General features: G+C 70.1%; 27 protein-coding genes, 1 tRNA gene and 1 riboswitch. Of the genes, 8 read left to right on the forward strand and 20 right to left on the reverse strand.

The genetic code is table 11. The features are described from left to right. Nucleotides 1–247: 247 nt before the first annotated feature. The 5 genes from IE252_RS25440 to IE252_RS25460 form a co-directional block, all read right to left on the reverse strand. Nucleotides 248–1,558 (reverse strand): DUF445 domain-containing protein, encoded by a 1,311-nt coding sequence (locus IE252_RS25440; RefSeq protein ID WP_190091801.1) that lies wholly within the window; start codon nucleotides 1,556–1,558, stop codon nucleotides 248–250. Nucleotides 1,559–1,670: 112 nt separating this feature from the next. Then, nucleotides 1,671–2,303, reverse strand: a complete 633-nt coding sequence (locus IE252_RS25445) for a DUF1707 SHOCT-like domain-containing protein (protein WP_190091910.1) — start codon at nucleotides 2,301–2,303, stop codon at nucleotides 1,671–1,673. A 54-nt stretch (nucleotides 2,304–2,357) separates the two neighbouring features. Beyond that, nucleotides 2,358–3,323, reverse strand: coding sequence for an ABC transporter ATP-binding protein (locus tag IE252_RS25450; protein WP_190091802.1), 966 nt, complete (start codon nucleotides 3,321–3,323; stop codon nucleotides 2,358–2,360). An 11-nt stretch (nucleotides 3,324–3,334) separates the two neighbouring features. Continuing rightward, nucleotides 3,335–4,183 carry an ABC transporter permease gene (locus tag IE252_RS25455; RefSeq protein WP_373298616.1) on the reverse strand — a complete coding sequence of 283 codons (849 nt, stop codon included), beginning with the start codon at nucleotides 4,181–4,183 and terminating at the stop codon, nucleotides 3,335–3,337. Nucleotides 4,184–4,196: 13 nt separating this feature from the next. Then, on the reverse strand, nucleotides 4,197–4,997 hold the full coding sequence (locus IE252_RS25460; protein ID WP_190091803.1) for an ABC transporter permease: 801 nt from the start codon (nucleotides 4,995–4,997) through the stop codon (nucleotides 4,197–4,199). Between the two features lie 169 nt (nucleotides 4,998–5,166). On the opposite strand from IE252_RS25460, the gene IE252_RS25465 reads away from it, so the two are divergent. Next, nucleotides 5,167–7,677 (forward strand): transglycosylase domain-containing protein, encoded by a 2,511-nt coding sequence (locus IE252_RS25465; RefSeq protein ID WP_190091804.1) that lies wholly within the window; start codon nucleotides 5,167–5,169, stop codon nucleotides 7,675–7,677. Nucleotides 7,678–7,690: 13 nt separating this feature from the next. On the opposite strand, the gene IE252_RS25470 is transcribed toward IE252_RS25465, so the two are convergent. The 3 genes from IE252_RS25470 to IE252_RS25480 form a co-directional block, all read right to left on the reverse strand. Then, on the reverse strand, nucleotides 7,691–8,011 hold the full coding sequence (locus tag IE252_RS25470) for a DMT family transporter (RefSeq protein WP_190091805.1): 321 nt from the start codon (nucleotides 8,009–8,011) through the stop codon (nucleotides 7,691–7,693). A 49-nt stretch (nucleotides 8,012–8,060) separates the two neighbouring features. Next, nucleotides 8,061–8,125: riboswitch (guanidine-III (ykkC-III) riboswitch) on the reverse strand. 70 nt (nucleotides 8,126–8,195) lie between these two features. Beyond that, on the reverse strand, nucleotides 8,196–8,528 hold the full coding sequence (locus IE252_RS25475) for a GroES family chaperonin (protein WP_067159470.1): 333 nt from the start codon (nucleotides 8,526–8,528) through the stop codon (nucleotides 8,196–8,198). Between the two features lie 61 nt (nucleotides 8,529–8,589). After that, entirely contained in the window at nucleotides 8,590–8,913 is a 324-nt protein-coding gene (locus IE252_RS25480; RefSeq protein ID WP_190091806.1) for a DUF3618 domain-containing protein, read from the reverse strand. A 154-nt stretch (nucleotides 8,914–9,067) separates the two neighbouring features. Here IE252_RS25480 and bcp point away from each other — a divergent pair, with 154 nt between their 5' ends. The 3 genes from bcp to IE252_RS25495 all read left to right on the forward strand — a co-directional run bounded on the left by bcp (nucleotide 9,068) and on the right by IE252_RS25495 (nucleotide 10,875). After that, on the forward strand, nucleotides 9,068–9,535 hold the full coding sequence (gene bcp, locus IE252_RS25485; protein WP_190091807.1) for a thioredoxin-dependent thiol peroxidase: 468 nt from the start codon (nucleotides 9,068–9,070) through the stop codon (nucleotides 9,533–9,535). Nucleotides 9,536–9,978: 443 nt separating this feature from the next. Continuing rightward, on the forward strand, nucleotides 9,979–10,407 hold the full coding sequence (locus tag IE252_RS43415; protein ID WP_229848786.1) for a hypothetical protein: 429 nt from the start codon (nucleotides 9,979–9,981) through the stop codon (nucleotides 10,405–10,407). Nucleotides 10,408–10,791: 384 nt separating this feature from the next. Next, nucleotides 10,792–10,875 (forward strand) — tRNA-Leu (locus IE252_RS25495). A gap of 47 nt (nucleotides 10,876–10,922) precedes the next feature. On the opposite strand, the gene rdgB is transcribed toward IE252_RS25495, so the two are convergent. From rdgB to IE252_RS25515, 4 genes are all read right to left on the reverse strand, one after another. After that, the gene (gene rdgB / locus IE252_RS25500; RefSeq protein ID WP_190091808.1) at nucleotides 10,923–11,525 is read right to left on the reverse strand and encodes an RdgB/HAM1 family non-canonical purine NTP pyrophosphatase; all 603 of its coding nucleotides are present in this window, start codon (nucleotides 11,523–11,525) and stop codon (nucleotides 10,923–10,925) included. Between the two features lie 28 nt (nucleotides 11,526–11,553). Beyond that, nucleotides 11,554–11,943 carry a hypothetical protein gene (locus IE252_RS25505; protein WP_190091809.1) on the reverse strand — a complete coding sequence of 130 codons (390 nt, stop codon included), beginning with the start codon at nucleotides 11,941–11,943 and terminating at the stop codon, nucleotides 11,554–11,556. 112 nt (nucleotides 11,944–12,055) lie between these two features. Further along, nucleotides 12,056–12,793 carry a ribonuclease PH gene (gene rph, locus IE252_RS25510; RefSeq protein ID WP_190091810.1) on the reverse strand — a complete coding sequence of 246 codons (738 nt, stop codon included), beginning with the start codon at nucleotides 12,791–12,793 and terminating at the stop codon, nucleotides 12,056–12,058. A 312-nt stretch (nucleotides 12,794–13,105) separates the two neighbouring features. Next, entirely contained in the window at nucleotides 13,106–13,339 is a 234-nt protein-coding gene (locus tag IE252_RS25515; RefSeq protein WP_018517946.1) for a PTS sugar transporter subunit IIB, read from the reverse strand. A gap of 258 nt (nucleotides 13,340–13,597) precedes the next feature. Here IE252_RS25515 and IE252_RS25520 point away from each other — a divergent pair, with 258 nt between their 5' ends. Next, complete coding sequence (locus tag IE252_RS25520) at nucleotides 13,598–14,893, forward strand: PTS transporter subunit EIIC (protein WP_190091811.1); 1,296 nt, start codon at nucleotides 13,598–13,600, stop codon at nucleotides 14,891–14,893. Nucleotides 14,894–15,152: 259 nt separating this feature from the next. Further along, entirely contained in the window at nucleotides 15,153–16,415 is a 1,263-nt protein-coding gene (locus tag IE252_RS25525; protein WP_190091812.1) for a PTS transporter subunit EIIC, read from the forward strand. A gap of 82 nt (nucleotides 16,416–16,497) precedes the next feature. Here IE252_RS25525 and IE252_RS25530 read toward each other — a convergent pair whose 3' ends face one another. After that, the gene (locus IE252_RS25530) at nucleotides 16,498–17,250 is read right to left on the reverse strand and encodes an MBL fold metallo-hydrolase (RefSeq protein ID WP_190091813.1); all 753 of its coding nucleotides are present in this window, start codon (nucleotides 17,248–17,250) and stop codon (nucleotides 16,498–16,500) included. Between the two features lie 200 nt (nucleotides 17,251–17,450). Between IE252_RS25530 and IE252_RS25535 the strand changes: the two genes are divergently transcribed. Then, nucleotides 17,451–17,909: a type II toxin-antitoxin system PemK/MazF family toxin gene (locus IE252_RS25535; protein WP_190091814.1), complete on the forward strand. Its 459-nt coding sequence runs from the start codon at nucleotides 17,451–17,453 to the stop codon at nucleotides 17,907–17,909. Between the two features lie 40 nt (nucleotides 17,910–17,949). On the opposite strand, the gene IE252_RS25540 is transcribed toward IE252_RS25535, so the two are convergent. From IE252_RS25540 to clpS, 7 genes are all read right to left on the reverse strand, one after another. After that, nucleotides 17,950–18,900, reverse strand: a complete 951-nt coding sequence (locus IE252_RS25540) for a PLP-dependent cysteine synthase family protein (RefSeq protein ID WP_190091815.1) — start codon at nucleotides 18,898–18,900, stop codon at nucleotides 17,950–17,952. A 14-nt stretch (nucleotides 18,901–18,914) separates the two neighbouring features. Beyond that, complete coding sequence (locus IE252_RS25545; protein WP_101388485.1) at nucleotides 18,915–19,202, reverse strand: MoaD/ThiS family protein; 288 nt, start codon at nucleotides 19,200–19,202, stop codon at nucleotides 18,915–18,917. A 111-nt stretch (nucleotides 19,203–19,313) separates the two neighbouring features. Further along, a complete protein-coding gene (locus tag IE252_RS44325) occupies nucleotides 19,314–19,430 on the reverse strand; it encodes a putative leader peptide (protein ID WP_329399246.1) in 117 nt (38 codons plus the stop codon). Between the two features lie 106 nt (nucleotides 19,431–19,536). Beyond that, a complete protein-coding gene (locus IE252_RS25550; protein ID WP_190091816.1) occupies nucleotides 19,537–19,959 on the reverse strand; it encodes a M67 family metallopeptidase in 423 nt (140 codons plus the stop codon). A gap of 87 nt (nucleotides 19,960–20,046) precedes the next feature. Further along, the gene (locus IE252_RS25555) at nucleotides 20,047–21,501 is read right to left on the reverse strand and encodes an amino acid permease (protein ID WP_190091817.1); all 1,455 of its coding nucleotides are present in this window, start codon (nucleotides 21,499–21,501) and stop codon (nucleotides 20,047–20,049) included. A 339-nt stretch (nucleotides 21,502–21,840) separates the two neighbouring features. After that, the gene (locus tag IE252_RS25560) at nucleotides 21,841–22,422 is read right to left on the reverse strand and encodes a DUF2017 domain-containing protein (RefSeq protein WP_190091818.1); all 582 of its coding nucleotides are present in this window, start codon (nucleotides 22,420–22,422) and stop codon (nucleotides 21,841–21,843) included. After that, nucleotides 22,422–22,727: an ATP-dependent Clp protease adapter ClpS gene (gene clpS / locus IE252_RS25565; protein WP_067159503.1), complete on the reverse strand. Its 306-nt coding sequence runs from the start codon at nucleotides 22,725–22,727 to the stop codon at nucleotides 22,422–22,424. The genes IE252_RS25560 and clpS overlap by 1 nt, the downstream gene beginning before the upstream one ends. 157 nt (nucleotides 22,728–22,884) lie before the next feature. On the opposite strand from clpS, the gene IE252_RS25570 reads away from it, so the two are divergent. Further along, nucleotides 22,885–24,213: a nicotinate phosphoribosyltransferase gene (locus tag IE252_RS25570; protein WP_190091819.1), complete on the forward strand. Its 1,329-nt coding sequence runs from the start codon at nucleotides 22,885–22,887 to the stop codon at nucleotides 24,211–24,213. The last annotated feature ends 43 nt before the right edge of the window (nucleotides 24,214–24,256 follow it).

Genomic DNA, 24,256 nt, shown 5'->3' on the forward strand with positions numbered 1-24,256 from the left:
CAGGACTGCGGTCACGCGCCCAGTAGGGGAAGTGAAGCGTGAGGAGCCGCCGGACGCCCGCCCTTAGGCAACACTCCGCTGCCCGGCCGCAGGCCCCGCACCGCACCCCGGCCCGGGAGCCCCCGCCCCGCACCACACACCGGCCCGGCCCGGCCGCCAGGCCCCGCACCACACGCCGACCCGGCCGCCCCGCACCCCCGCCCGGGAGCGCCCGCACCGCACCCCCACCCCAAAACCGCCCCCCCCCTTACCCCCCAACCCCCCGAGCCACCGCAAAGATCACCAACCCCGCCAGCGCCCCCACCACCGTCCCGTTGATCCGGATGAACTGGAGGTCGCGGCCGATGTGGGCCTCGATCTTCTTCGACGTGTCGTCCGCGTCCCAGGAGCGGACCGTGTCGGTGATCAGGGACGTGATCTCCTTGCGGTACGTGGAGACCACGTACGCCGCCGCGTCCTGGACCCAGCCGTCCACCTTCGACTGGAGGCGGGTGTCCGTCGAGAGGCGGGCGCCCAGGGACAGGAGGGACGCCCTCGCTCGCAGGCGCAGCTCGCTGCGCTCGTCCTCCGCCGCCGCGATGATCATCGCGCGGACCGATGACCAGGCGGACGCGATGACGTCCTGGACCTCCGGGCGGGACAGGACATCGGACTTCAGGCGTTCCACCTTCGCCCGCGTCTCCGTGTCCGACTGGAGGTCCGCCGCGAAGTCCGCCAGGAAGCGGTCCAAGGCGCCCCGCGCCGGATGCGACGGCATGTCGCGCATCTCCGTGACGAAGCGGAGCAGCTCCTTGTAGACCCGTTCGCCTACCTTCTTGTCCACGAAGCGCGGGGTCCAGCCGGGGGCACCCCCCTGCACCGCCTCCATCACCGAGTCCCCGTGCAGCACCAGCCAGTCGTGCGCCCTCGCGCACACCAGGTCCACCACCCGGCGGTGGCCGCCGTCCGCGACCACCTTCTCCAGGGTCTTGCCGATGCCCGGGGCGATCTCCGCCGCGTCCGCCCGGCGGGTGATCGCCTCCCCGACCACCGCCTGGACGTCCGAGTCCCGCAGGACCGTCAGCGCGCCGCGCAGTGCCGTGGCCAGTTCCGAGGTCACCCTGTCCGCGTGGGCCGGCTCCGCCAGCCAGGTGCCCATGCGGGCGCCTATCCCCAGCGCGCCCAGTCGTGTCCGGACCACCTCCGGCGACAGGAAGTTCTCCCCCACGAACGAGCCAAGCGACTCGCCCAGCTGGTCCTTCTTGTTCGGGATGATCGCCGTGTGCGGGATCGGGACGCCCAGCGGGTGGCGGAACAGGGCCGTCACCGCGAACCAGTCCGCCAGTGCGCCCACCATCCCCGCCTCGGCCGCCGCCGCGACGTACGCCGCCCAGGAGCCCGCGCCCGAGCGGTCCGCCCAGGTCGCTAGGGCGAAGACCAGCGCCACGAAGAGCAGCAGGCCGGTCGCCATTGTCTTCATACGGCGCACGCCGCGGCGCTTCTCCTCGTCCGCCGCCGTGTACGAGAACGGGGGCAGGTGCGCGGGCTCCGCCGCCCCGGCCGCATCAGTACGTTCCATTCGCTCCGCCCGTCCACGCGCACGCACCACCCCGTACGCAATTGTCCCTACATGAGGGACTCCCGGCGCGCACGTCGAGTTCCCGCGGGAAGGGTGAACCCGTCGCGGGCCCTCAGCCCAGTTCCTTGCGGGGCGTCCCGCCCAGCCCCCGCTTCGCCGCCTTCCGCTGCTTGCGCTCCACGCCGATGCCGCCCATCAGGGCGAATCCCGTCACCGTCACCCGCGGCGAGCCCGGTGTGCCCTCGCCCGTCGCCTTGTCGCCGAAGCCGCCCATCAGACCGAAGCCCCGAACCCGCACCGTCAGCTCGGGCGGGACCGTCACCCCCATACCGCCCATGATCGTGAAGCAGCGGATCACCGTCTCGGCGGACTCGAAGCGGGCCTCGCGCAGGTCGATGTCGCCGCCGCCCCACATCGCGAACGCGGTGAACTTCCGGCCGATCGTCCACGTGCCTTTGCGGCCGAACCCTCCCCAGAACGCGAAGGCGCCCCGCGAGGTCGCCTCGCCGCCGATCCTCGACGGCCAGTCGACAACCCCGGAGGCCTCCGGGGAAGGTGAAGGTGCCAAAGAACGCGCCCCCGGCGTCGGCAGGTCCCGTACCAGCGGCGCCAACTCCCCGTGCGTGCGCGCCTTGTACGCCTTCTCCAGGCGCTCCTCGAACTCCTCCATGTCGAGCCGCCCCTCGGCCACCGCCTCGCGCAGCGCCTCCGCCACCCGCTCGCGTTCCGCGTCCGATGCCCGCATCTCGGGGAGACCCGCCCCCGACTCCCCCGAAGGTTCACTCGTCATACCGCCAGCCTAATGAAGGCCCCGGTCGGCGTACATCCGGGCGATCACCGACTCGATGTCCGGCTCCCGCACCGAAAGGTCGACCAGCGGATACCTCTCCGCGATCTTCGCCACCAGCGGTGCCGCCGACGCCGACGCCGGGAACGCCAGCCACTGCCGCGGCCCCTCGACCTTCACCACGCGCGCGTCCGCGAGCTCGATCGGCGCCAGCTCGCGCTCCAGGTCGACCACCAGGGTGCGCTCGCTGCCCCCGACCTCGTGCAGCCCGGCCAGCGCGCCGTCATACACCAGACGGCCGTGGTCGATCACCATCACGCGCTCGCAGAGCTGCTCGATGTCGGTCAGGTCGTGGGTCGTCAGGAGGACCGTAGTGCCGCGCTCCTTGTTCAAGTCCCGCAGGAAGGTGCGTACTTTCGCCTTGCTCACCACGTCCAGGCCGATCGTCGGCTCGTCCAGGTACAGCACCTCCGGGTCGTGCAGCAGGGCCGCCGCGATGTCGCCCCGCATCCGCTGGCCCAGCGACAGCTGGCGTACGGGCACGTCCAACAGCTCACCCAGGTCGAGGAGTTCGACGCACCGGTCCAGGTTCGCGCGGAAGCGGTCGTCGGGGATGCGGTACATGCGGTGGGCCAGGCGGTACGAGTCGTACAGCGGCAGGTCCCACCAGAGGGTGGTGCGCTGGCCGAAGACCACGCCGATGCGGCGGGCCAGGCGGGTGCGCTCGCGGGAGGGGTCGAGGCCCGCCACGCGCACCTGGCCGCCGCTGGGGGTCAGGATGCCGGTCAGCATCTTGATGGTGGTGGACTTTCCGGCGCCGTTGGGGCCGATGTAGCCGACCATCTCGCCGCGCGGCACCGAGAAGGTGATCCCGTCGACCGCCCTGACCTGCTTGCGCTCGCGCCGCAGCCGCCGCCCGTTCTTGCGGCGCACCTCGAAGACCTTCTCGACTCCGTCGAGTTGGATCACGTCAGTCATGCCTCACTCCCTCAGCTTCCCGTGCTCCGGTACGCCCGCAGGCCCGCCCGCCACGCGGCCCCCGCCAGCGCGCAGCAGCCCGCCGCCACCAGCGGGGGCGTGAACGCCACCCATTGCGGCAGGTCCAGCGGGTACGGCCGGTCGAGGACGTACATCGCGGGCAGCCAGTTCACGAAGGCCAGCGGGACCACGAAGGTCACCCCGCGCACCATGTCCTTGGCGAAGACCGTCGGCGGGTACTGGAGCATCTGATTTCCCCCGTACGTGAAGGAGTTCTGCACCTCGGAGGCGTCCTGCGCGACGAACTGGAACGCCCCGCCCGCCACGAACACCGCCGCGAAGATCGCACCGCCGCTCAGCAGCATCAGCGGGATCATCAGCGCCCGCAGCGGCGTCCAGTGGACGTCCAGTGTCAGCAGCGCGTAGCCGAGGACGAGCAGCCCCTGGGTGATCCGGCCGAGGCGGCGCAGCGCGAACCGGTCCGCCGCGACCTGGGCGAGCACCGGCACCGGGCGCACGAGCAGCGTGTCGAGCGTGCCGTCGCGCACCCGGCGCCCGAGCCGGTCCATCGACCCCATCACCAGGTCCGCGAGCCCGAACGCGGCGCCCGACGCGCCGTACAGGAACGCCACTTCGGGCAGCGTGTAGCCGCCCAGCGCGTCGATGTGCGAGAACATCAGCAGGATCGCCACGAAGTCGAGCCCGGTCGCCAGGAAGTTGCCGAGCGCCGTCATCAGGAAGGACGCCCGATAGGCCAGCGTGGAGCGGATCCACATGCCGGCGATCAGGCGGTACGCGCGGACGCCCTCGGCGGCGCCGCGCAGTCGCCCGACGGGCGCGTCCCTGTGCCGAACCGTCACCTCGGCCACCGTCTCAGCCACCCTGCACCACCACCCGTCGCGTCGCCGCCGCCTGGAGCAGGCGCCCGGTGCCGAGCAGCAGCGCGGCCCAGCCGAGCTGGAAGCCGTACGCCCCCACCAGGCCCCAGCCCGTGTGGCGGCCGAGCAGGACGTCGGCCGGGATCTGGAGCAGCGACGACCAGGGCAGCGCCCGCGCCACCTCGCCCAGGGCGCCCGGGAAGACGTTGAGCGGCAGCAGCATCCCGGAGAAGAAGACCCCGCCGAGCCACGCCATCTGCGCCATACCCGCCCCGTCGAGCAGCCAGAACGCGGAGAGCGCCACCAGATAGCGGATCGAGAAGCTGACCAGGACGCCGAGGAAGACCGCGAGCAGGAACGCCAGCCAGGTGCGCGGGTCGGCGGGCAGCGCCAGGTCGAAGGCGAGCGCGCCGAACGCCAGCGGCACCACCCCGCGCCCGAGCAGATGGAAGGCGGCCCGGCCCACGTCGCCCGCCAGCCACCACAGTTGGAGGTCGGCGGGACGGTACAGGTCGATCGCGATGTCACCCGTACGGATGCGTTCGACGAGCTCGTCCTCGAAGCCACCGCCCATCATGGCGACCGTCATGATCAGGGCCTGTCCCAGCCACACATAGGTCAGCGCCTGGGACTGGTCGTAGCCGCCCAAACCCGGCCGGACACTCCACAGGGCCATATAGGTGTACGCCATGATCGCGCCGAAGACGGTGTTGGTGAACACCCCTGCCGCCGTGGCGATCCGGTACGTCGTATGGCGCCGGAACCCACCTGCGGCAACGATCGCGTACAGCCGCATCACACCACCTCCCCGTCCGGTCCGTGTATGAAGGGCCCGCACCCCTGCGCGCCAAAGCGCACGACCCTAGTACCGCCCGGCGGTCCACCGCGACGGCTTTTCCCCGGCCGGGCGTGCAATATGGGCGTACAACGCGAATCACCCGATACAGCCCAGTGGCGAGAGAGACATGAGCGACGACGAGCAGCCACCCCGGCCCCCTCAACAGGGCTGGGCCCCTCGGGACCTCAGCGCCACCGGCCCCGACGCCCCCGCCGCACCCGGCGACGGCGCACCGGGCCAGGGCGAGGAGAACGGCACCGGCAAGGGCAAGAAGAAGCGGCCCAAGCGGACCGGCTGGCGGCGCCTCGTCCCCACCTGGCGGATGGTCCTCGGCACCGTCCTCGCCGTCGCCCTGCTGCTCATCGGCGGCTTCATCGCCGGCTACACGCTCGTCCACATCCCGCCCGCCAACGCCACCGCGACCGCCCAGTCCAACGTCTTCCTGTACGCCGACGGCAGCCAGCTCGCCCGGGACGGCGAGATCAACCGCGAGAACGTCCGGCTCGCCCAGATCCCGCTCACCGTCCAGCACACCGTCCTCGCCGCCGAGGACCGCGACTTCTACTCCGAACGGGCGGTCGACCCCAAGGCGATGGTCCGCGCCGCCTGGAACACCCTCACCGGCAAGGGCAAGCAGTCCGGCTCCACCATCACCCAGCAGTACGTGAAGAACTACTACCTGGGCCAGGAGCAGACCATCAGCCGCAAGGTGAAGGAGTTCTTCATCGCGATCAAGCTGAACCGCGAGGTCAGCAAGGCGGACATCCTGGAGGGCTACCTCAACACCAGCTACTTCGGCCGCAACGCCTACGGCATCCAGGCCGCCGCCCAGGCCTACTACGGCAAGGACATCGAGAAGGTCACCACCGCCGAGGGCGCCTATCTGGCCTCACTGCTCAACGCCCCCAGCGCGTACGACGTGGTGGCGCACCCGGAGAACAAGGCCAAGGCCGTGGCGCGCTGGAACTACGTGCTCGACGGCATGGTCAAGAAGAAGTGGATGACCCCCGCCGAGCGGGCCGCCACCACCTTCCCCATGCCGGGCAAGGTGCGGCCCGCCGCCGGGATGGCCGGACAGCGCGGCTACGTAGTCGAAGCCGTCAAGGACTATCTGACCAGCAACAAGGTCATCGACGAGAACACCCTGGCCAAAGGTGGCTACCGGATCACCACCACGCTCCAGAAGGCCAAGCAGGACGCGTTCGTCGCCGCCGTCGACGACAAGGTGATGTCGCAGGTCAGCGGCGACCGCAAGGTGGACCGCAACGTCCGCGTCGGCGGCGCCTCCATCGACCCGGACAGCGGCAAGGTGCTCGCGATGTACGGCGGCATCGACTACACCAAGCAGTACGTCAACAACGCGACCCGGCGCGACTACCAGGTCGGCTCGACGTTCAAGCCCTTCGTCTTCACCTCGGCCGTCGAGAACGGCTCCAAGACGCAGGACGGGCGCACCATCACCCCGAACACGATCTACGACGGCACCAACAAGCGCTTCGTACAGGGCTGGTCGGGCACCCCGTACAACCCCGCGAACGAGGACGACAAGTCGTACGGGCCGATCACCGTCCGGTCCGCCACCGACCTCTCGGTGAACGCGGTGTACGCGCAGATGGCCGTCGACGTCGGCCCCAAGACCGTCCGTCAGACCGCCGTCGACCTCGGCATCCCCTCCAGCACCCCCGACATGCCCAACGGGCCGTCCATCGCGCTCGGCACCGCCACCGCCTCCGTGCTGGACATGACCGAGGCGTACGCGACGCTCGCCAACCACGGCAAGCACGGCACGTACACGATGGTCGAGTCCGTCACCAAGGACGGCGAGAAGGTGGACCTGCCCTCGCAGGACGACAAGCAGGCCGTCAGCCGCGAGGCCGCCGACACCACCACCTCGATCCTGCAGAGCGTGGTGGAGGGCGGCACCGGTACGGCCGCGCAGGCCTCCGGCCGTGCGGCGGCGGGCAAGACCGGCACCGCCGAGGACGACAAGGCGGCCTGGTTCGCGGGCTACACGCCCGATCTGGCCACCGTGGTCGCCGTGATGGGCCAGGACCCCGACACGGGCGCCCAGAAGCCGCTGTACGGGGCGCTGGGGCTGGACCGGATGAACGGCGGCGGGCCGCCCGCGCGGGTGTGGGCGCAGTACACGGCGGGCGCCCTCAAGGGCACCGAGCCGCAGGACTTCGACCTCCAGCTCCAGGAGGGCGCGTCCGTGCCGCCGCCGGTCGAGACGCAGGCCCCCAACCCGAACAACCCGAACCCGCCGGGCCAGACCGAGGGCCAGGACCAGGGCCAGACGCAAGGGCAGACCCAGGGGCAGACGCAGGGCCAGACCCAGGGCGGCACCACCAACGGCGGCACGACCACGGGCGGGACGACGGGCGGCACGACCGGGGGCACCACCGGCGCCACGACCAACGGCGGCACCACGAACGGCGGCACCACCGGAGGCCCGACCAACGGCGGCACCACCACGGGCGGCACCACCGACGGCGGCACCACCGGAGGAACCACGGACGGCGGCACCACCAACGGCGGGACCACGGCGGGCACGGAGGGCGGCGCCACCACGGCCGGCACGACGACGGGAACGACGGCCGGCGGCGCCAACCGCCCACGCCGCCAGCCGCGCGGGTAGCCCCGGTCCGCCGCTAGTGGCCGGAGGTGGCCTTGAGGCCGACCACGGCCACCAGCAGCAGACAGACGAAGAAGATCCGGGCGGCGGTCGCGGGCTCACCCAGCACCACCATGCCGAGCACCGCCGCACCGGCCGCACCGATGCCCACCCAGACGCCGTAGGCCGTACCGATGGGCAGGGTCTTCGCGGCCTGCGAGAGCAGCATCATCGAGGCGACGATCCCGACACCGGTGAAGAGGCTGGGCCACAGCCGGGTGAATCCGTCGGTGTACTTCATCCCGATCGACCAGCCGACTTCGAGCAGACCGGCGACGAGCAGCAGAACCCAGGCCATGACAGGCACCTCCGAGAGACGTGACGCGCGCGTACGTCCGCACGCGCGGGGTGCGTCGTCTTGTCGTAACCCGGTACGACGCGTCTCGTCGGGGTGCTTCAAAGATAGCAAAGGGCAGCGAAAGGGCAGCGAAAAGGGCTGGTGACAGCGATCACCAGCCCTTGATCTGTCGCTGTGGAGCGGGTCAGAGATACAACCCGGTCGAGTCCTCGGAAACCCGCTCCGAGGCGACCGCGTGCAGATCACGCTCCCGCATCAGTACGTAGGCGATGCCCCGCACCTCGACCTCGGCGCGGTCCTCGGGGTCGTACAGCACCCGGTCGCCCGGCTCCACGGTCCGGACGTTCTGCCCGACCGCGACCACCTCGGCCCAGGCCAACCGCTTGCCGACGGCCGCGGTCGCCGGAATGAGGATGCCGCCGCCGGAGCGCCGTTCGCCCTCGGGTGTGTCGGACCGGACCAGCACGCGGTCGTGGAGCATCCGGATGGGCAGCTTGTCGTGGGTGTTCTCGCTCACGCACCGAACCTACCTGCCCCGGCCCCCGGCGTATGCCGAAGGGCCGGGTCGGTCTGCGGCGTCAGTCCCGCCGCTTCCGGGCCGACGACATGGCGAGCAGCCCGACGAGGCCGACGGCGAGGAGCGCGACCGGCACGATGCGCTCGACGCGGGGCGCGCCGTCCTCGCCCACGAACTGGGCCTTCACGTCCGAGACGGTCCGGTTCACCGCGACGAAGGCCCGGCCCGCGGTGCGGTCCACGGCCGAGGCGACCTTCGCCTTCGCGTCGCCCGCGATCGTCGACGGGTGCAGCCGCACGCCGATCTCGTCGAGCGTCACCGCGAGCTGCTCGCGGCGGCTCCTGATGTCCGCCTCGATCTGCGCAGGGGTCCTGGCTTCCGACACTGCGCCGCCTCCGTCGTTTGCTGGGGTACGGGGTGTTGTACGGGGTGTCCCGTCATCGACAGTCTGTCAGCTCTGCCGCCGATGCACTGTCACAGGCCCCCATTAGGCTCTGCTGGAGTAGGCCACACCCCCGCCCCTTCCGGAGGAAGATCCCATGAGCGAGCGACTCGTCCCCGGCGACACCGCCCCCGCCTTCACCCTGCCCGACGCGGACGGCAACGAGGTCTCGCTCGCGGACCACAAGGGCCGCAAGGTCATCGTGTACTTCTACCCGGCGGCCCTCACCCCCGGCTGCACCAAGCAGGCCTGCGACTTCACGGACAACCTGTCCCTCCTGGCCACCGCGGGCTACGACGTGATCGGCGTCTCCCCCGACAAGCCGGAGAAGCTCGCGAAGTTCCGCGAGAAGGAGTCCCTCAAGGTCACCCTTGTCGGCGACCCGTCGAAGGAGGTCCTGGAGGCGTACGGGGCGTACGGCGAGAAGAAGCTGTACGGCAAGACGGTCACCGGCGTCATCCGCTCCACAGTGATCGTGGACGAGGAGGGCAAGGTGGAGCGCGCGCTGTACAACGTCAAGGCGACGGGGCATGTCGCGAAGATCATCAAGGATCTGGGGATCTAGCCCCTCTCGACGCCCCCCGACGGCCCGCACCGCGCGGTAAGCGGTGCGGGCCGTTCCGCATTTCGGACGTGACTGTCCGATTAGCGGGTCGTTAGTCCGTACGAGGCCGCGAACGCGTGGCCGGTACGGGAGGGAACATGAGTGCTCCGAGCACACCGGAACCCCCTGTGGGGGCCACCTCGCAGAACGGCGGAGCCCCACCGGATCCAACAGATCCCTACAGTAAGGAACGGCTCGCTCCGGCCGTCTCCGAGGCTCGCAACTGGACGGACCTCATGCGTCGGCTCGGTCTCAGAACCAGTGGTGGACAGCGGCGTGTCCTACAGGAGAGAGTCGCCGGTCACGGGCTCGACACAAGCCACTTCGTCAAGCGAAGCCCATGGCGCAAGTACCCGGACAGCACCATCGCCGAGGCCGCTGCTTCCTCGTCCTCACTCCGCGAAGTGGCGCTGAAGCTCGGCGCCGCCCCGGCCACCGGGACGCTGTCCCACATCCGGCGCCGCATCATCGCGGCAGGCATCGACGTCAGCCACTTCCCCGGCATCGACCGTCCCGATCCTGATCTGCCGTTCACCACCGAGGAATTGAGCGCGGCAGCGGCTGTCTCGGACAGCGTGCGCGGCGTGGCCCGCGCGCTTGGCGTACCCGACGACAGCCGCTCACGGGCGACGCTGAGCCGCATGCTGTGCGCGCGGCGCATCGACATCGGGCACTTCTCCCACCGGCGGGTGCCGATACCGGAGGACAGGCTCCGCGACAGCGTGCGGCACTCGACGAGTTACGCCGACGTGATGCGTGGTCTCGGCCTCGACGTGGACGACACCAATCACCGGCGCGTCCGGCGCGCGGCCGCGCCTCGGTCTCGACACTAGCCACTTCAAGCGCCGCAGCTGGGCACAGCCGGAGCGCCCCGCACCCGCACCGACCGCTCACCGCGTCCTGGTCGTCCTACCCGACCAGGCCGGGCGGACCAACAGGACCCAGCTGCACCGAGCCCTCGCCGAGAGGGGGGTTCCGTATGCGTGCGTGGGATGCGGCAACACCGGAGAGTGGCAGGGACGCCGGATCACCTTGCAGATCGACCACGTCAACGGAGACTGGCACGACAACCGCCAAGAAAACCTGCGGTACCTGTGCCCCAACTGTCATGCGGCGACGGAAACGTGGTGCCGCCGCAAAGGGAGACCACGTCTCGCCGGATGACTCGCCCTCGCCGTACACTGAACGCCGCCGGTCGAGCACCATGACCGGGTTGAGCGGCCGTGTCGTAACTGGCAGCCGAGCTGCGTTTAGATCGCAGTGGGAGAAATCCCGTGTGGGTTCGAATCCCACCGGCCGCACCCGTGGAGGGCCGCCTCGATGAGGCGGCCCTTCGGCGTACCACCCCTCAGCCCAACAGCTCCCGCACCACCGGCACCAGCGCCCGGAACGCCTTCCCCCGGTGGCTGATCGCGTTCTTTTCGTCCGCCGTCAGCTCCGCGCATGTGCGCGTCTCGTCCTTCGGCTGGAGGATCGGGTCGTAGCCGAAGCCGCCTGTGCCCGTGGGCTCGTGGCGGAGGGTGCCCAGGAGGTGGCCCTCTACCACTCGTTCCGTGCCGTCGGGGAGGGCCAGGGCCGCCGCGCAGGCGAAGTGGGCGCCTCGGTGGGTGTCCGCGATGTCCGAGAGCTGGGCCAGGAGCAGGTTCAGGTTGGCCTTGTCGTCGCCGTGGGTGCCGGACCAGCGGGCGGAGAAGATGCCGGGGGCGCCGTTGAGTACGTCCACGCACAGGCCCGAGTCGTCCGCGACGGCGGGCAGGCCGGTGGCCTGCGCCAGGGCGTGTGCCTTGAGGAGTGCGTTCTCGGCGAAGGTGACGCCGGTTTCCTTGACGTCGGGGATCTCGGGGTACGCGTCGGCGCCGACCAGTTCGTGGGGCAGTCCGGCGTCCGCGAGGATCGCGCGGAGTTCGGTGATTTTGCCGGCGTTGCGGGTGGCGAGGATCAGGCGGGTCATGCCCCCAGTATCGGGGGCGCGCCCGGTGTCACGGTGTGCAGACCTTGCCGACTTCCTTCGCCGCGTCCTTGACGGGGCTGATGTCCGGCGTGTTGTCGCCGTTCTTGATCGCCGAACGGACGTTGGTGACGGCCTTGTTGAGGTTGTCGACCGCCTTGGAGAGGTCGGCGTTGTCTGTCTTGTTCTTCAGCGACGTCAGGTTCTTGTCGATGTCGTTGAGCGCCTGGTCCGCCTGTGCCGGGTTGTCGGTGGCGTTCGACACCGCGCGGCCCAGGTCGTCCACGCTGGAGGCGATCGCGTCGGCTGTCTGGACGCAGTCCAGCGCCTTGCTGACCGCGCTGCAGCCGACGGCGGCGGGCAGGGCGAGCGTCGCGGTGACGGCGGCGAGTGCGAGGGCGCGGCGGCGGCTGCGGCGCATGGGCGGGTCCTCCCAGGTGTACGGACGGGCGTACGGTTCGGCCCGTACGCCCGTGTCGGTAGGGACGCCGGGAGCGGCCCTCTTGGTTGCCTCTTTACTTGCCGCTGCCTCTTTACTCGCCCAGCGTGCGGCCCAGTGCCTCTACCTGGAGGGCGGCGAGGTCCGCGCAGCCGCCGGTGGCGAGGTCGAGGAGGGCGTTGAGCTCCTTGCGGTCGAACGGCTCGGCCTCGGCCGTGCCCTGGACCTCGACGAAGCGGCCGTCGCCGGTGCAGACGACGTTCATGTCGGTCTCGGCGCGGACGTCCTCCTCGTAGCAGAGGTCGAGGAGGGGGGCGCCGTCGACGATGCCGACGGAGACGGCGGCGACGGTTCCGGTGAGCGGCTGGCGGTTGGCCTTGACGAGCTTCTTGTTCTGGGCCCAGCTGACGGCGTCGGCGAGGGCGACGTAGGCGCCGGTGATGGCGGCGGTGCGGGTGCCGCCGTCGGCCTGGAGGACGTCGCAGTCGAGGACGATGGTGTTCTCGCCGAGGGCCTTGTAGTCGATGACGGCGCGGAGGCTGCGGCCGATGAGGCGGCTGATCTCGTGGGTGCGGCCGCCGATCTTGCCGCGTACGGATTCGCGGTCGCCGCGGGTGTTGGTGGAGCGCGGCAGCATCGAGTACTCGGCGGTCACCCAGCCTTCGCCGCTGCCCTTGCGCCAGCGGGGGACGCCTTCGGTGACGGAGGCGGTGCAGAAGACTTTGGTGTCGCCGAAGGAGATGAGGACGGAGCCCTCGGCGTGCTTGCTCCATCCGCGTTCGATGGTGACGGGGCGGAGCTGGTCGGGGGTGCGGCCGTCGATACGAGACATGCCCCGAGCGTAGCTCGTGGGCGTCTCGCTCCTGGGGGCATGCCCCCCCCGGCCCCCCTTCCGGGGCTTCGCTCCCATGCCCCCGTTCCGGGCTTCGCCCTGGAAACCCCCTCGGTCGTCTGCGGACCGTGGATGGCTGGTCGCGCAGTTCCCCGCGCCCCTAAAAATGCCGCTGCGCGGCAATCCCCTGGAGCGCCCCGCAGGGGCGCATCTAAGGGGCGCGGGGAACTGCGCGACCAGCCCGCCACCGGTCCGCACGCGAAAAGGGCCCCTCCCGTCCCGGAAGGGGCCCCTCTCAGCGACTCGCGTCGCTCACATCATGTCTTCGATGTCCGCCGCGATCGGGTCCGCGTCCGTGCCGATGACGACCTGGATCGCGGTGCCCATCTTGACGACGCCGTGCGCGCCGGCGGCCTTCAGCGCGGCCTCGTCGACCTTGCTCGGGTCGATGACCTCGGTGCGGAGGCGGGTGATGCAGCCCTCGACCTCTTCGATGTTCTCGATACCGCCGAGCCCGGCGACGATCTTCTCAGCCTTGCTGGCCATGTCTGTCTCCCTGTTCTTTCAAAGAACGCTGTGGCGGCGCACCGCAGGTCCGTCCGACCGCAGTTCCGCTTTGTCACCGTAACGCACGTTTGGCCCAGTTACGCGAGCGAGCGTCCGCGCGCTGGCCAAGGATGGCGATCACCGGTACCGCGCCCGTGCGGCCAGGCTCCGGACGATACCGCAACTGGTCTACACCAGTGTGCAACGCATCCCGGAACTGGCTTGTTCCGGCGGGACGTACGGGACGGAGGGTCGCCGATGAGCGCGGACAGCGCGGCGGTGGACGGGCCGAAGTGGTGGAGCGGTGCGTTCCAGAACCTCCAGAAGATGGGCCGCAGCCTCCAACTGCCGATCGCCGTCCTGCCGGCGGCCGGCATCCTCAACCGGCTCGGCCAGCCCGACGTCTTCGGCAAGGACGGCCTCGGCTGGACCGACGTCGCCAAGGTCATGGCGGGTGCGGGCGGCGCGCTGCTCGACCCCAACATCGGGCTCCCGCTGCTGTTCTGCATCGGCGTGGCCATCGGCATGGCCAAGAAGGCGGACGGCTCCACCGCGCTCGCGGCCGTGGCCGGATTCCTCGTCTACTACAACGTGCTGCACCAGTTCCCCAAGGACTGCGCCAAGGGGGCCAAGGCGGTCGCGGTGGGCTGCCAGGCCGCCGACGGAAGCGTCGGGGCCTTCACGTACCAGAATCCCGGGGTCTTCGGCGGCATCGTCATGGGCCTGCTCGCCGCCTGGTTCTGGCAGCGCTACCACCGGGTCAAGCTGGTCGACTGGTTGGGCTTCTTCAACGGCCGCCGGCTCGTCCCGATCATCATGTCGTTCGTGGCCATCGCGTTCGCCGCGCTCTGCCTGTGGGTCTGGCCGCCGATCGGCGACGCCCTGGAGAGCTTCAGCGACTGGCTGGTGGGTCTGGACGCGTGGGGTGCGGGCATCTTCGGCGTCGCCAACCGCGCGCTGCTCGTCATCGGTCTGCACCAGTTCCTGAACGTGCCCATCTGGTTCCAGTTCGGCAGCTTCACCAAGCCGGACGGGACCGTGGTGCACGGCGACATCAGCATGTTCCTGGCGGGCGACAAGGACGCGGGCCAGTTCACCACCGGGTTCTTCCCGATCATGATGTTCGCGCTGCCCGCGGCCGCGCTGGCGATCACGCACTGCGCCAAGCCGCACCGCCGCAAGCAGGTGGGCGGTCTGATGCTGTCGGTCGGCCTGACGTCGTTCGTCACCGGCATCACCGAGCCGATCGAGTACTCGTTCCTCTTCATCGCCCCGCTGCTGTACGCGATCCACGCGATCCTGACCGGTGTGTCGATGGCGGTGAGCTGGGCGCTGGGCGTCAAGGACGGCTTCAGCTTCTCGGCCGGGCTGATCGACTACGTCATCAACTGGAACCTGGCGACGAAACCCTGGCTGATCATTCCGATCGGACTCGTCTTCGCCGCCGTCTATTACGCGATCTTCCGGTTCGCGATCACCAAGTTCGACCTCCCCACCCCCGGCCGCGAGCCGGAGGAGCTGGAAGAGGAGATCGAGCGGGAGAACACGAAGTAATAACGGCGGGATAACCAAGCGGCTGTACGGCAGAGGCCTCGGACCCCAGGGTCCGGGGCCTTTGTCCGTCATGCCGGAATGCGTGGCTCAGCACACAGAAATTGCAGGTTCCTTATCTAACCCTCACCGTGCTACAACTGGTCTACACCACTCAATGGTGTAGACCACGCGGGCTCAACCGCGTTCCCCCCTGAGACGCCGCCGTCCCCCCGTCATTTTCCATGTCCCCGGGCGGCGCCTTGCCAACTGGAGGAAGTTGATGAGTACGGCAACCGCTACGGCGGCGCCCGCGAAGAAGCGGGGTGCCGGCCTGTTCCAGGGTCTGCAGAAGGTCGGTCGCAGCCTGCAGCTGCCGATCGCCGTGCTGCCGGCCGCGGGCATTCTGCTCCGCCTCGGTCAGGACGATGTCTTCGGCAAGGACGGCCTCGGCTGGGACAAGGTCGCCAAGGTCTTCGCGACCGCCGGTGACGCGGTCTTCGCCAACCTGCCGCTGCTGTTCTGCGTCGGTATCGCGATCGGCTTCGCGAAGAAGGCCGACGGCTCCACCGCGCTCGCCGCGCTCGTCGGCTTCCTGGTCTACAAGAACGTGCTCACCGCGTTCCCGGTGACCGACGCCGTGGTCAACACCACCGCGAACAAGGGCGTCGACGTCGCCGCGACGTACAACGACCCCAAGGTCTTCGGCGGCATCATCATGGGCCTGCTGGCCGCGGTGATCTGGCAGAAGTACCACCGCACCAAGCTGGTCGACTGGCTCGGCTTCTTCAACGGCCGCCGTCTCGTCCCGATCATCATGGCCTTCGTCGGCACCGCGATGGGTGTCCTGTTCGGTCTGGTCTGGGAGCCGATCGGTGACGTCATCACCAACTTCGGCGAGTGGATGACCGGTCTCGGCGCCGCCGGCGCGGGCATCTTCGGTGTCGTCAACCGCGCGCTGCTGCCCATCGGCATGCACCAGTTCGTGAACACGGTCGCCTGGCAGGAGATCGGCGACTTCAAGGACTCCACGGGCACCATGTGGCACGGCGACCTGCCGCGCTTCTTCCACGGCGACCCGACCGCCGGCCAGTTCATGTCCGGCTTCTTCCCGATCATGATGTTCGCGCTGCCGGCCGCCGCCCTGGCGATCACGCACTGCGCCCGCCCCGAGCGCCGCAAGGCCGTCGGCGGCATGATGATCTCGCTCGCGCTGACCTCGTTCGTCACCGGCATCACCGAGCCGATCGAGTTCGCGTTCATGTTCATCGCGCCGGTCCTGTACGTGATCCACGCGGTCCTGACCGCCGTCTCGATGGCCGTCACCTGGGCCCTCGGCGTGCACCACGGCTTCAGCTTCTCGGCCGGTGCGATCGACTACATCCTGAACTGGAACCTCGCGACCAAGCCGTGGATGATCATCCCGATCGGCCTCGTCTTCGCCGCGATCTACTACTTCGTCTTCCGCTTCGCGATCACGAAGTTCAACCTCACCACCCCGGGCCGTGAGCCCGAGGAGGAGATCGAGGACCTGACGAAGGCGTAGGCCTTACGGGTCACGGATTACGGAAAGGGCCCTCGCACCACTCGGTGCGGGGGCCCTTTCCCGTACGCGCGTACGGGAACGATCAGACCTCGTAGACCGCCCCGGGCGCCGCCAGCTCCACCGGACCCGTGTACGCCCCACGGGCGTCCGCCAGGTTGACGTCGCCGTCCGTCCACGGGGGGATGTGGGTCAGGACCAGACGGCCCGCGCCGGCCCGGGCGGCGTGCTCGCCGGCCTCGCGGCCGTTGAGGTGGAGGGCCGGGATGTCCTCCTTGCCGTGCGTGAAGGACGCCTCGCACAGGAACAGGTCCGTGCCCTCGGCCAGCTCGTGCAGCGCCTCGCAGACACCCGTGTCGCCCGAGTACGTGAGGGACGCGCCGCCGTGCTCGATGCGGATGCCGTACGCCTCGACGGGGTGGCAGACCCGCTCGGTGCGGACCGCGAACGGGCCGATGTCGAACGAGCCGGACTTCAGGGTGTGGAAGTCGAACACCTCGCTCATGGAGGAGCTGGACGGCGTGTCCGCGTACGCCGTGGTGAGGCGCTGCTCGGCGCCCTCCGGCGCGTACACCGGCATGGGGGCGCAGCGGCCGCCCTCGTGCCGGTAGTAGCGGGCCACGAAGTAGCCGCACATGTCGATGCAGTGGTCGGCGTGCAGATGGCTGAGGAAGATCGCGTCGAGGTCGTAGAGACCGATGTGGCGCTGCAGCTCGCCCAGGGCGCCGTTGCCCATGTCGAGGAGCAGCCGGAAGCCGTCGGCCTCGACGAGGTAGCTCGAACAGGCCGATTCCGCGGACGGGAACGACCCGGAGCAGCCGACGACGGTGAGCTTCATGGAGCGTGAACCTCCGGGAGCGGCAAGGGAACGGGGAGGGCGGCGGGAGGTCGTGCGGTCCGTCGAGCGTAAGGCGCCGCACTGCCGGTCGCTCCTCAGTGGCGGGCCGTTGTGGGGGAACTCACCTGCGCTGTCACCGGTTCGGGCGGAGTGCGGACGGAGCGCGCGCGGGGGGCGGGCCGCCGGGTAACGTCTGCGGTATGGACACGTCCTGGTGGCTCGCGGTGATCGCCGTGGTGGTGGTCGCGCTGGGGGCCGCGGTGGTCGACGGGCGGGGGCGCGCCCGCCCGCGCCCGTCCCGCCCCGGGGGGCGCGTACGGCCGCCCGGGCGGCCGGGGGTGCGGGGGCGCCGGCCGGTGCCGGGTGAGATCTGGTGGGCCGATGTGCCGTACGAGGACGGGCCCGGCTCGAAGGACCGGCCCTGTCTGGTGCTGTCGGTACGGGGGGACAGCGTGCTGGTCGCGAAGATCACCAGCAAGTTCCACGAGGAGCAGGCCGGGGTGATTCCGCTGCCGCCGGGGACGGTGGGGGACGCGCGGGGCCGTCCGAGCTTCCTGGAGACGGATGAGCTGCGGGATGTGGGGGTCTGGGAGTTCCGCCGCCGGGTGGGGGTGGTGGACCCTACGGTGTGGGACCAGGTCCGTTACCTGGCGGGATGACCCCCACCCCACCCCTGGAAGCGCCCCTCCGGGGCGCCCGTCACGCCCAGAGCTGCCCCTGCAGCGTTTCGATTGCTTCCTCTGTTGTCTCGGCCGTGTACACGCCCGTCGACAGGTACTTCCAGCCGCCGTCCGCCACCACGAAGACGATGTCGGCCGACTCGCCCGCCTTTACCGCCTTGCGGCCCACGCCGATCGCCGCGTGGAGGGCCGCGCCGGTGGAGACGCCCGCGAAGATGCCCTCCTCCTTGAGGAGTTCGCGGGTGCGGGTCACCGCGTCCGCCGAGCCGACGGAGAAGCGGCTGGTCAGGACCGACGCGTCGTACAGCTCGGGGACGAAGCCCTCGTCCAGGTTGCGCAGGCCGTACACCAGGTCGTCGTAGCGCGGCTCGGCCGCCACGATCTGGACGCCGGGCACCCGCTCGCGCAGATAGCGGCCCACGCCCATGAGCGTGCCCGTCGTGCCGAGGCCCGCCACGAAGTGGGTGATGGACGGGAGGTCGGCGAGGATCTCCGGGCCCGTCGTGGCGTAGTGCGCGCCCGCGTTGTCCGGGTTGCCGTACTGGTACAGCATCACCCAGGACGGGTTCTCGGCGGCCAGCTCCTTCGCCACCCGTACCGCCGTGTTGGAGCCGCCCGCCGCCGGGGACGGCACGATCTCCGCGCCCCACATCTTCAGCAGGTCGCGGCGCTCCTGGGAGGTGTTCTCGGGCATCACGCAGACGATCCGGTAGCCCTTGAGCTTCGCCGCCATGGCCAGCGAGATGCCGGTGTTTCCGCTGGTCGGCTCCAGGATGGTGCAGCCGGGCGTCAACCGGCCCGCCTTCTCGGCCTGTTCGATCATGTGGAGCGCGGGGCGGTCCTTGACCGAGCCGGTCGGGTTGCGGTCCTCCAGCTTCGCCCAGATGCGGACGTCGTCCGAGGGCGAGAGTGTGGGGAGGCGGACCAGCGGCGTGTTGCCGACGGCGGCCAGCGCGGAGTCGTAGCGCATGACGGCGATCAGCCTCAGACCATGCCGCCGGCCACGGCCGGCAGGATCGTCACGCTGTCGCCGTCGGACAGCTCGGTGGTGATGCCCGCCAGGAAGCGGACGTCCTCGTCGTTGAGGTAGACGTTCACGAAGCGGCGCAGCTCGCCGCCGGCGGCCTCGTCGACCAGGCGCTCGCGGATGCCGCTGTGCCGGGTCTCCAGGTCCTTGAAGAGCTCGTCGATGGTCGCGCCACTGCCCTCGACGGCCTTGGCGCCGCCGGTGTAGGTGCGGAGGATGGTCGGGATGCGGACCTCGATGGCCATGGCGTGGGCTCCAGTCGGAAGGAGAGAAGGGGGAGAGGAAGGCGTCGCGCGCGGCTTCGCGCGGGTACTGCCGCGGTACGGAGGTACCGGTCGTTCGCGTGCGGCCGCGGCTCAGACGGCGGTGGGGCGCTGACACATCGCGCTCGCCAGTCGGCACAGGTCGACGTGCAGGCGGGCCACGAGCAGCGGGCTGCTGGGCTTCTCTTCGCTCACGTCGTGGGGAACCATGCGGTCATCGTATCGATTCCCGGTCCGCTTCCCGGAATGTGATCTCAGATGGCGGACGCATTCCTCTCAGGATGCGGGCGCACAAGCCGAGTGGGCCGCGTCCGGCTCAGTACGCCTGCACCACCTTGACCTCTTCCTCCTCGATCTCGCCGTCCACGATCCGGTACGAGCGGAACTGGAAGTCGCCGAGGCCGTCGGTGTCCGCCGTCGAGACCAGGACGTAGTGGGCGCCGGGCTCGTTCGCGTACGTCACGTCGGTGCGGGACGGGTACGCCTCGGTCGCCGTGTGGGAGTGGTAGACGATCACCGGCTCCTCGTCGCGGTCGTCCATCTCGCGGTAGAGCTTCAGCAGGTCCTGCGAGTCGAACTCGTAGAACGTGGGCGAGCGGGCCGCGTTCAGCATCGGGACGAACCGCTCGGGGCGGCCGGTGCCGGCCGGGCCGGCGACCACGCCGCACGCCTCGTCGGGGTGGTCGGCGCGGGCGTGCGCGACGATCTGGTCGTACAGGGCCTGGGTCAGGGTCAGCATGAGCGCAAGGATAAACAGACGGGCCGTCCCGTACCGAGGAGTGGTACGGGACGGCCCGAATGGTGAGAACCGGAGGCTCTCCAGGCGTTACGAGCGCTTGGCGAACGCCTTGTTGTCCGGGTTACGCGCCTTGAGGACCAGGTAGGAGACGCCCAGGATCAGGCCCCACAGCGGGGCGCAGTACAGGGAGACCCGCGAGTCCTTGTCGACGCCCATCATCACGATGACCATGAAGATGAACAGCAGCGCGAACCAGCTGGTGAACGGGGCGCCCGGGGCCCGGAAGGTGGACTGGGGCAGCTCGCCGCGGTCGGCCTTGGCGCGGTAGCGGATCTGGCAGACCAGGATCATGATCCAGGCCCACATGCCGGAGATGGTGGCGAAGGAGACGACGTAGTCGAAGGCCTTGCCCGGCGCCTTGTAGTTGATCCAGACGCCCACCAGCATCAGCGCGGCCGAGACCGTGGTGCCGATCAGCGGGGTGCCGCTCTTGGTCAGCCGGGTGAAGACCTTCGGGCCCTGGCCGTTGAGCGCGAGGTCGCGCAGCATGCGGCCGGTGGAGTACATGCCCGAGTTGCAGGAGGACAGCGCGGCCGTCAGGACCACGAAGTTGACGATGGCGGCGCCGACGCCGAGGCCCATCTTCTCGAAGGCCGCGACGAAGGGGCTGACGCCCGGCTGGAACTCGTGCCACGGGACGACGGAGAGGATCATGATCAGGGCGCCGATGTAGAAGACGGCGATGCGCCACGGCACGGTGTTGATGGCCTTGGGGAGCGTCTTCTCGGGGTCCTTGGACTCGCCCGCGGTGACACCGACCAGCTCGACGGCGAGGAAGGCGAACATCACGATCTGCAGGGTCATCAGCGTGCCGCCGATGCCCTTGGGGAAGAACCCGCCGTCGTTCCAGAGGTTGGCGACGGTGGCGGTGTCGGCCGCGTCCGAGAAGCCGACGGTGAGGATGCCGGCGCAGATCAGGATCATGCCGACGATGGCCGTCACCTTGACCATGGAGAACCAGAACTCCAGCTCACCGAAGAGCTTCACCGAGATCAGGTTCACCGCGTACAGGATGAGCGTGAAGACCAGCGCGTACAGCCATTGCGGGACGTCGTTGTGCGTCCAGAAGGCCATGTACTGGGCGGCCGCGGTGACCTCGGTGATGCCGGTGACGACCCAGAAGAGCCAGTACGTCCAGCCGGTGACGAAGCCCCAGAACGGGCCGACGAACTCACGGGCGTACTCCGAGAAGGAGCCCGAGACCGGGCGGTACATGAGCAGCTCGCCCAGCGCCCGCATGATGAAGAAGATGACCAGGCCCGCGATGGCATAGGCCAGGATGAGGCTGGGGCCGGCCTTCGAGATGGCCTTGCCCGCGCCGAGGAAGAGCCCGGTGCCGATGGCTCCGCCGATCGCGATCATCTGGATCTGGCGGGCGCCGAGGCCCCGCTGGTATCCCTCGCCCTCGGCTGCGCCGTGGGCGGTCCCCACGGCCTCATTGCCGGAGCGGTCGTCCTGCTTGTCGACCTGCGCTGAGGTCATGGTGGTGCGCCTTTCTCCATGCTGACCCGCCCGCCTCGCTGAGCGAAGCCGCGGATCAGGTCCTGATCCCCCCGGATGTGGATGGAGTGCCACCGGCGATCAGCCGGCCGAAGCGCCCCCGGGAACATGGGTGGCGTCCCCGGGTGGTCGTGAAGATTTATCACGTCTTTACGGGTGATCCACTGGGGCGACTGTGGCGCACGCCACAAGGAGAACCGGACAAAGCGCGCATGAAACCGCAAACCATGCCGTTGCGGTAATCGGATCGTTATGCGGATTTGAGCGTCCGCTGAGCGAACAGAGCGAAAACAGCCGTCTCCGGCCACGCGAGGGGCGCGGTCAGGCCATCAGCGTCTCGACGAGCGTCTCCTGGAGCCCGCCGAGCCAGAGGTACGCCATGACCATCGGCTTGCGCGGGTCGTCGTCCGGCAGCCGGTACAGCTCGCCGCCGTCGTCCTCGTCGGAGACCTCAAGGCGGGTCCCGATGGTCAGGCGCAGGTCGTTGAGCGCGCCCAGCCAGCGCCGGGAGTCGTCGGCGGTCAGCTTGAGGACCGCCCCGCCGTCGCCCTGCGGGGTGAGCGCGTCGAGGGCGCGCACCACGGCGAGCGCGTCGTCGCGCTTGCGGGCGCGCAGGTCGTTCTCGGTGAAGCGGCGGAACTCGGCGGCCGAGGCGCGCAGTTCGTCGCTCTCGCCGCTGTCGTACGCGTCCGGGAAGAGCCGGGCGAGCGCCGGGTCGGCGGGCGGCTCGCTGGGACCCTCGGCGAAGAGCGCGGCCAGCGGGTCCTCGCCCTCCATCGGCTCGTCGCCGGGGCCGATCAGCTCAAGGAGCTGTACGGAAAGGGAGCGCAGGATGGCGATCTCGACCTCGTCGAGCGCGACGGCCGCGCCGCCGCCGGGCAGCGCCTCGAAGTACCCGGCCATCAGCCGCGGTCCTGGGTGAGCGTGGCCCACAGCCCGTAGCCGTGCATGGCCTGCACGTCGCGCTCCATCTCCTCGCGGCTGCCGCTGGAGACCACCGCCCGGCCCTTGTGGTGCACATCGAGCATCAGCTTGCGGGCCTTGTCCTTGGGGTAGCCGAAGTAGCTCTGGAAGACGTACTGGACGTAGCTCATCAGGTTGACCGGGTCGTTGTGGACGAGCGTCACCCACGGCACATCGGGTTCGGGGACGGCGAAGGTCTCTTCCGCCGACTCTGGCCGTTCGATCTCGACCGGGGCAACACTCACGTCTCTGGACGACCTTCGTCTTCTCTGCCGGGGGTCCGGGGGTTGTCCCCCGGATAGCACAGCCTCACTTAGCCCATGCTGCCACTCGGGGACCGCAGTCGCACAAACGGGCCCCCGAAATCGTCACTCTGACGCGAAGAGGGGTAGCATCCGAGCTATGAACCCTGCGGACCTTGGGCTGCCGGTGGACGTGCCGTCGACCGCGCTCTTCACGGACCAGTACGAGCTGACCATGCTCCAGGCGGCGCTGCGCGCCGGGACGGCCGACCGGCGGTCGGTCTTCGAGGTCTTCACCCGGCGGCTGCCGGACGGACGCCGCTACGGCGTGGTGGCCGGGACCGGCCGGGTCCTGGACGCGGTGGAGAACTTCCGCTTCGACGCGGGCGTCCTCGGCTTCCTGCGCGAGCGCCAGATCGTCGACGAGCCGACCCTCCAGTGGCTGGCCTCCTACCGCTTCTCGGGCGACATCTGGGGCTACCCCGAGGGCGAGGTCTACTTCCCCGGCTCGCCGGTCCTGCGGGTCGAGGGCTCCTTCGCGGAGTGCGTGCTCCTGGAGACCGTGATCCTGTCGATCCTCAACCACGACTCGGCGATCGCCGCCGCCGCGTCCCGGATGTCCGCCGCCGCGGCCGGCCGGCCGCTGATCGAGATGGGCGCCCGGCGCACCCACGAGCTGGCCGCGGTGGCCTCGGCCCGGGCCGCGTACGTGGGCGGCTTCACCACCACCTCGGACCTGGCCGCCGGGTTCCGGTACGGCATCCCCACCGTCGGCACCAGCGCGCACGCCTTCACCCTGCTCCACGACAGCGAGCGGGACGCCTTCCGGGCCCAGGTGGACTCGCTGGGCCGGGGCACCACCCTGCTGGTGGACACCTACGACGTGGCCGAGGCGGTCCGTACCGCCGTGGAGATCGCGGGCCCCGAGCTCGGCGCGGTCCGGATCGACTCCGGGGACCTGCTGCTCGTCGCCCACCGGGTGCGCCAGCAGCTCGACGAGCTGGGTGCGACGAACACGAAGATCGTGGTGACCTCGGACCTCGACGAGTACGCCATCGCCTCGCTGGCGGCCGCGCCCGTGGACGCGTACGGCGTCGGCACCCAGCTGGTCACCGGCAGCGGGCACCCCACCTGCTCCATGGTCTACAAGCTGGTCGCCCGCGCGCAGAGCGCGGACCCGAAGGCGCCGCTGGTGCCGGTGGCGAAGAAGTCGATGGGCGGCAAGACGTCGATCGGCGGCCGCAAGTGGGCCGCCCGGCGCGCCGACGCCGACGGGATCGCCGAGGCCGAGGTCGTCGGCACCGGCCCCGTCCCGTCCGAGCTGGCCGACCGGCAGCTGCTGGTCGAGCTGGTCAAGGGGGGCGCGGTGGTGGCCCGCGAGCCGCTGGACACCGCCCGGGAGCGGCACATCGCGGCGCGCGCAGCGCTGCCGATGTCCGCGATCCAGCTGTCGCGGGGCGAGCCCGTGCTGCCCACGGAGTACGCGTGATGCCGCACCTGGGGGCCTTTGCACCCCAATTGCCCCCTGCCGT

Origin of the sequence: Streptomyces melanogenes (assembly GCF_014649795.1) — a bacterium.
Taxonomy (GTDB): domain Bacteria; phylum Actinomycetota; class Actinomycetes; order Streptomycetales; family Streptomycetaceae; genus Streptomyces; species Streptomyces noboritoensis.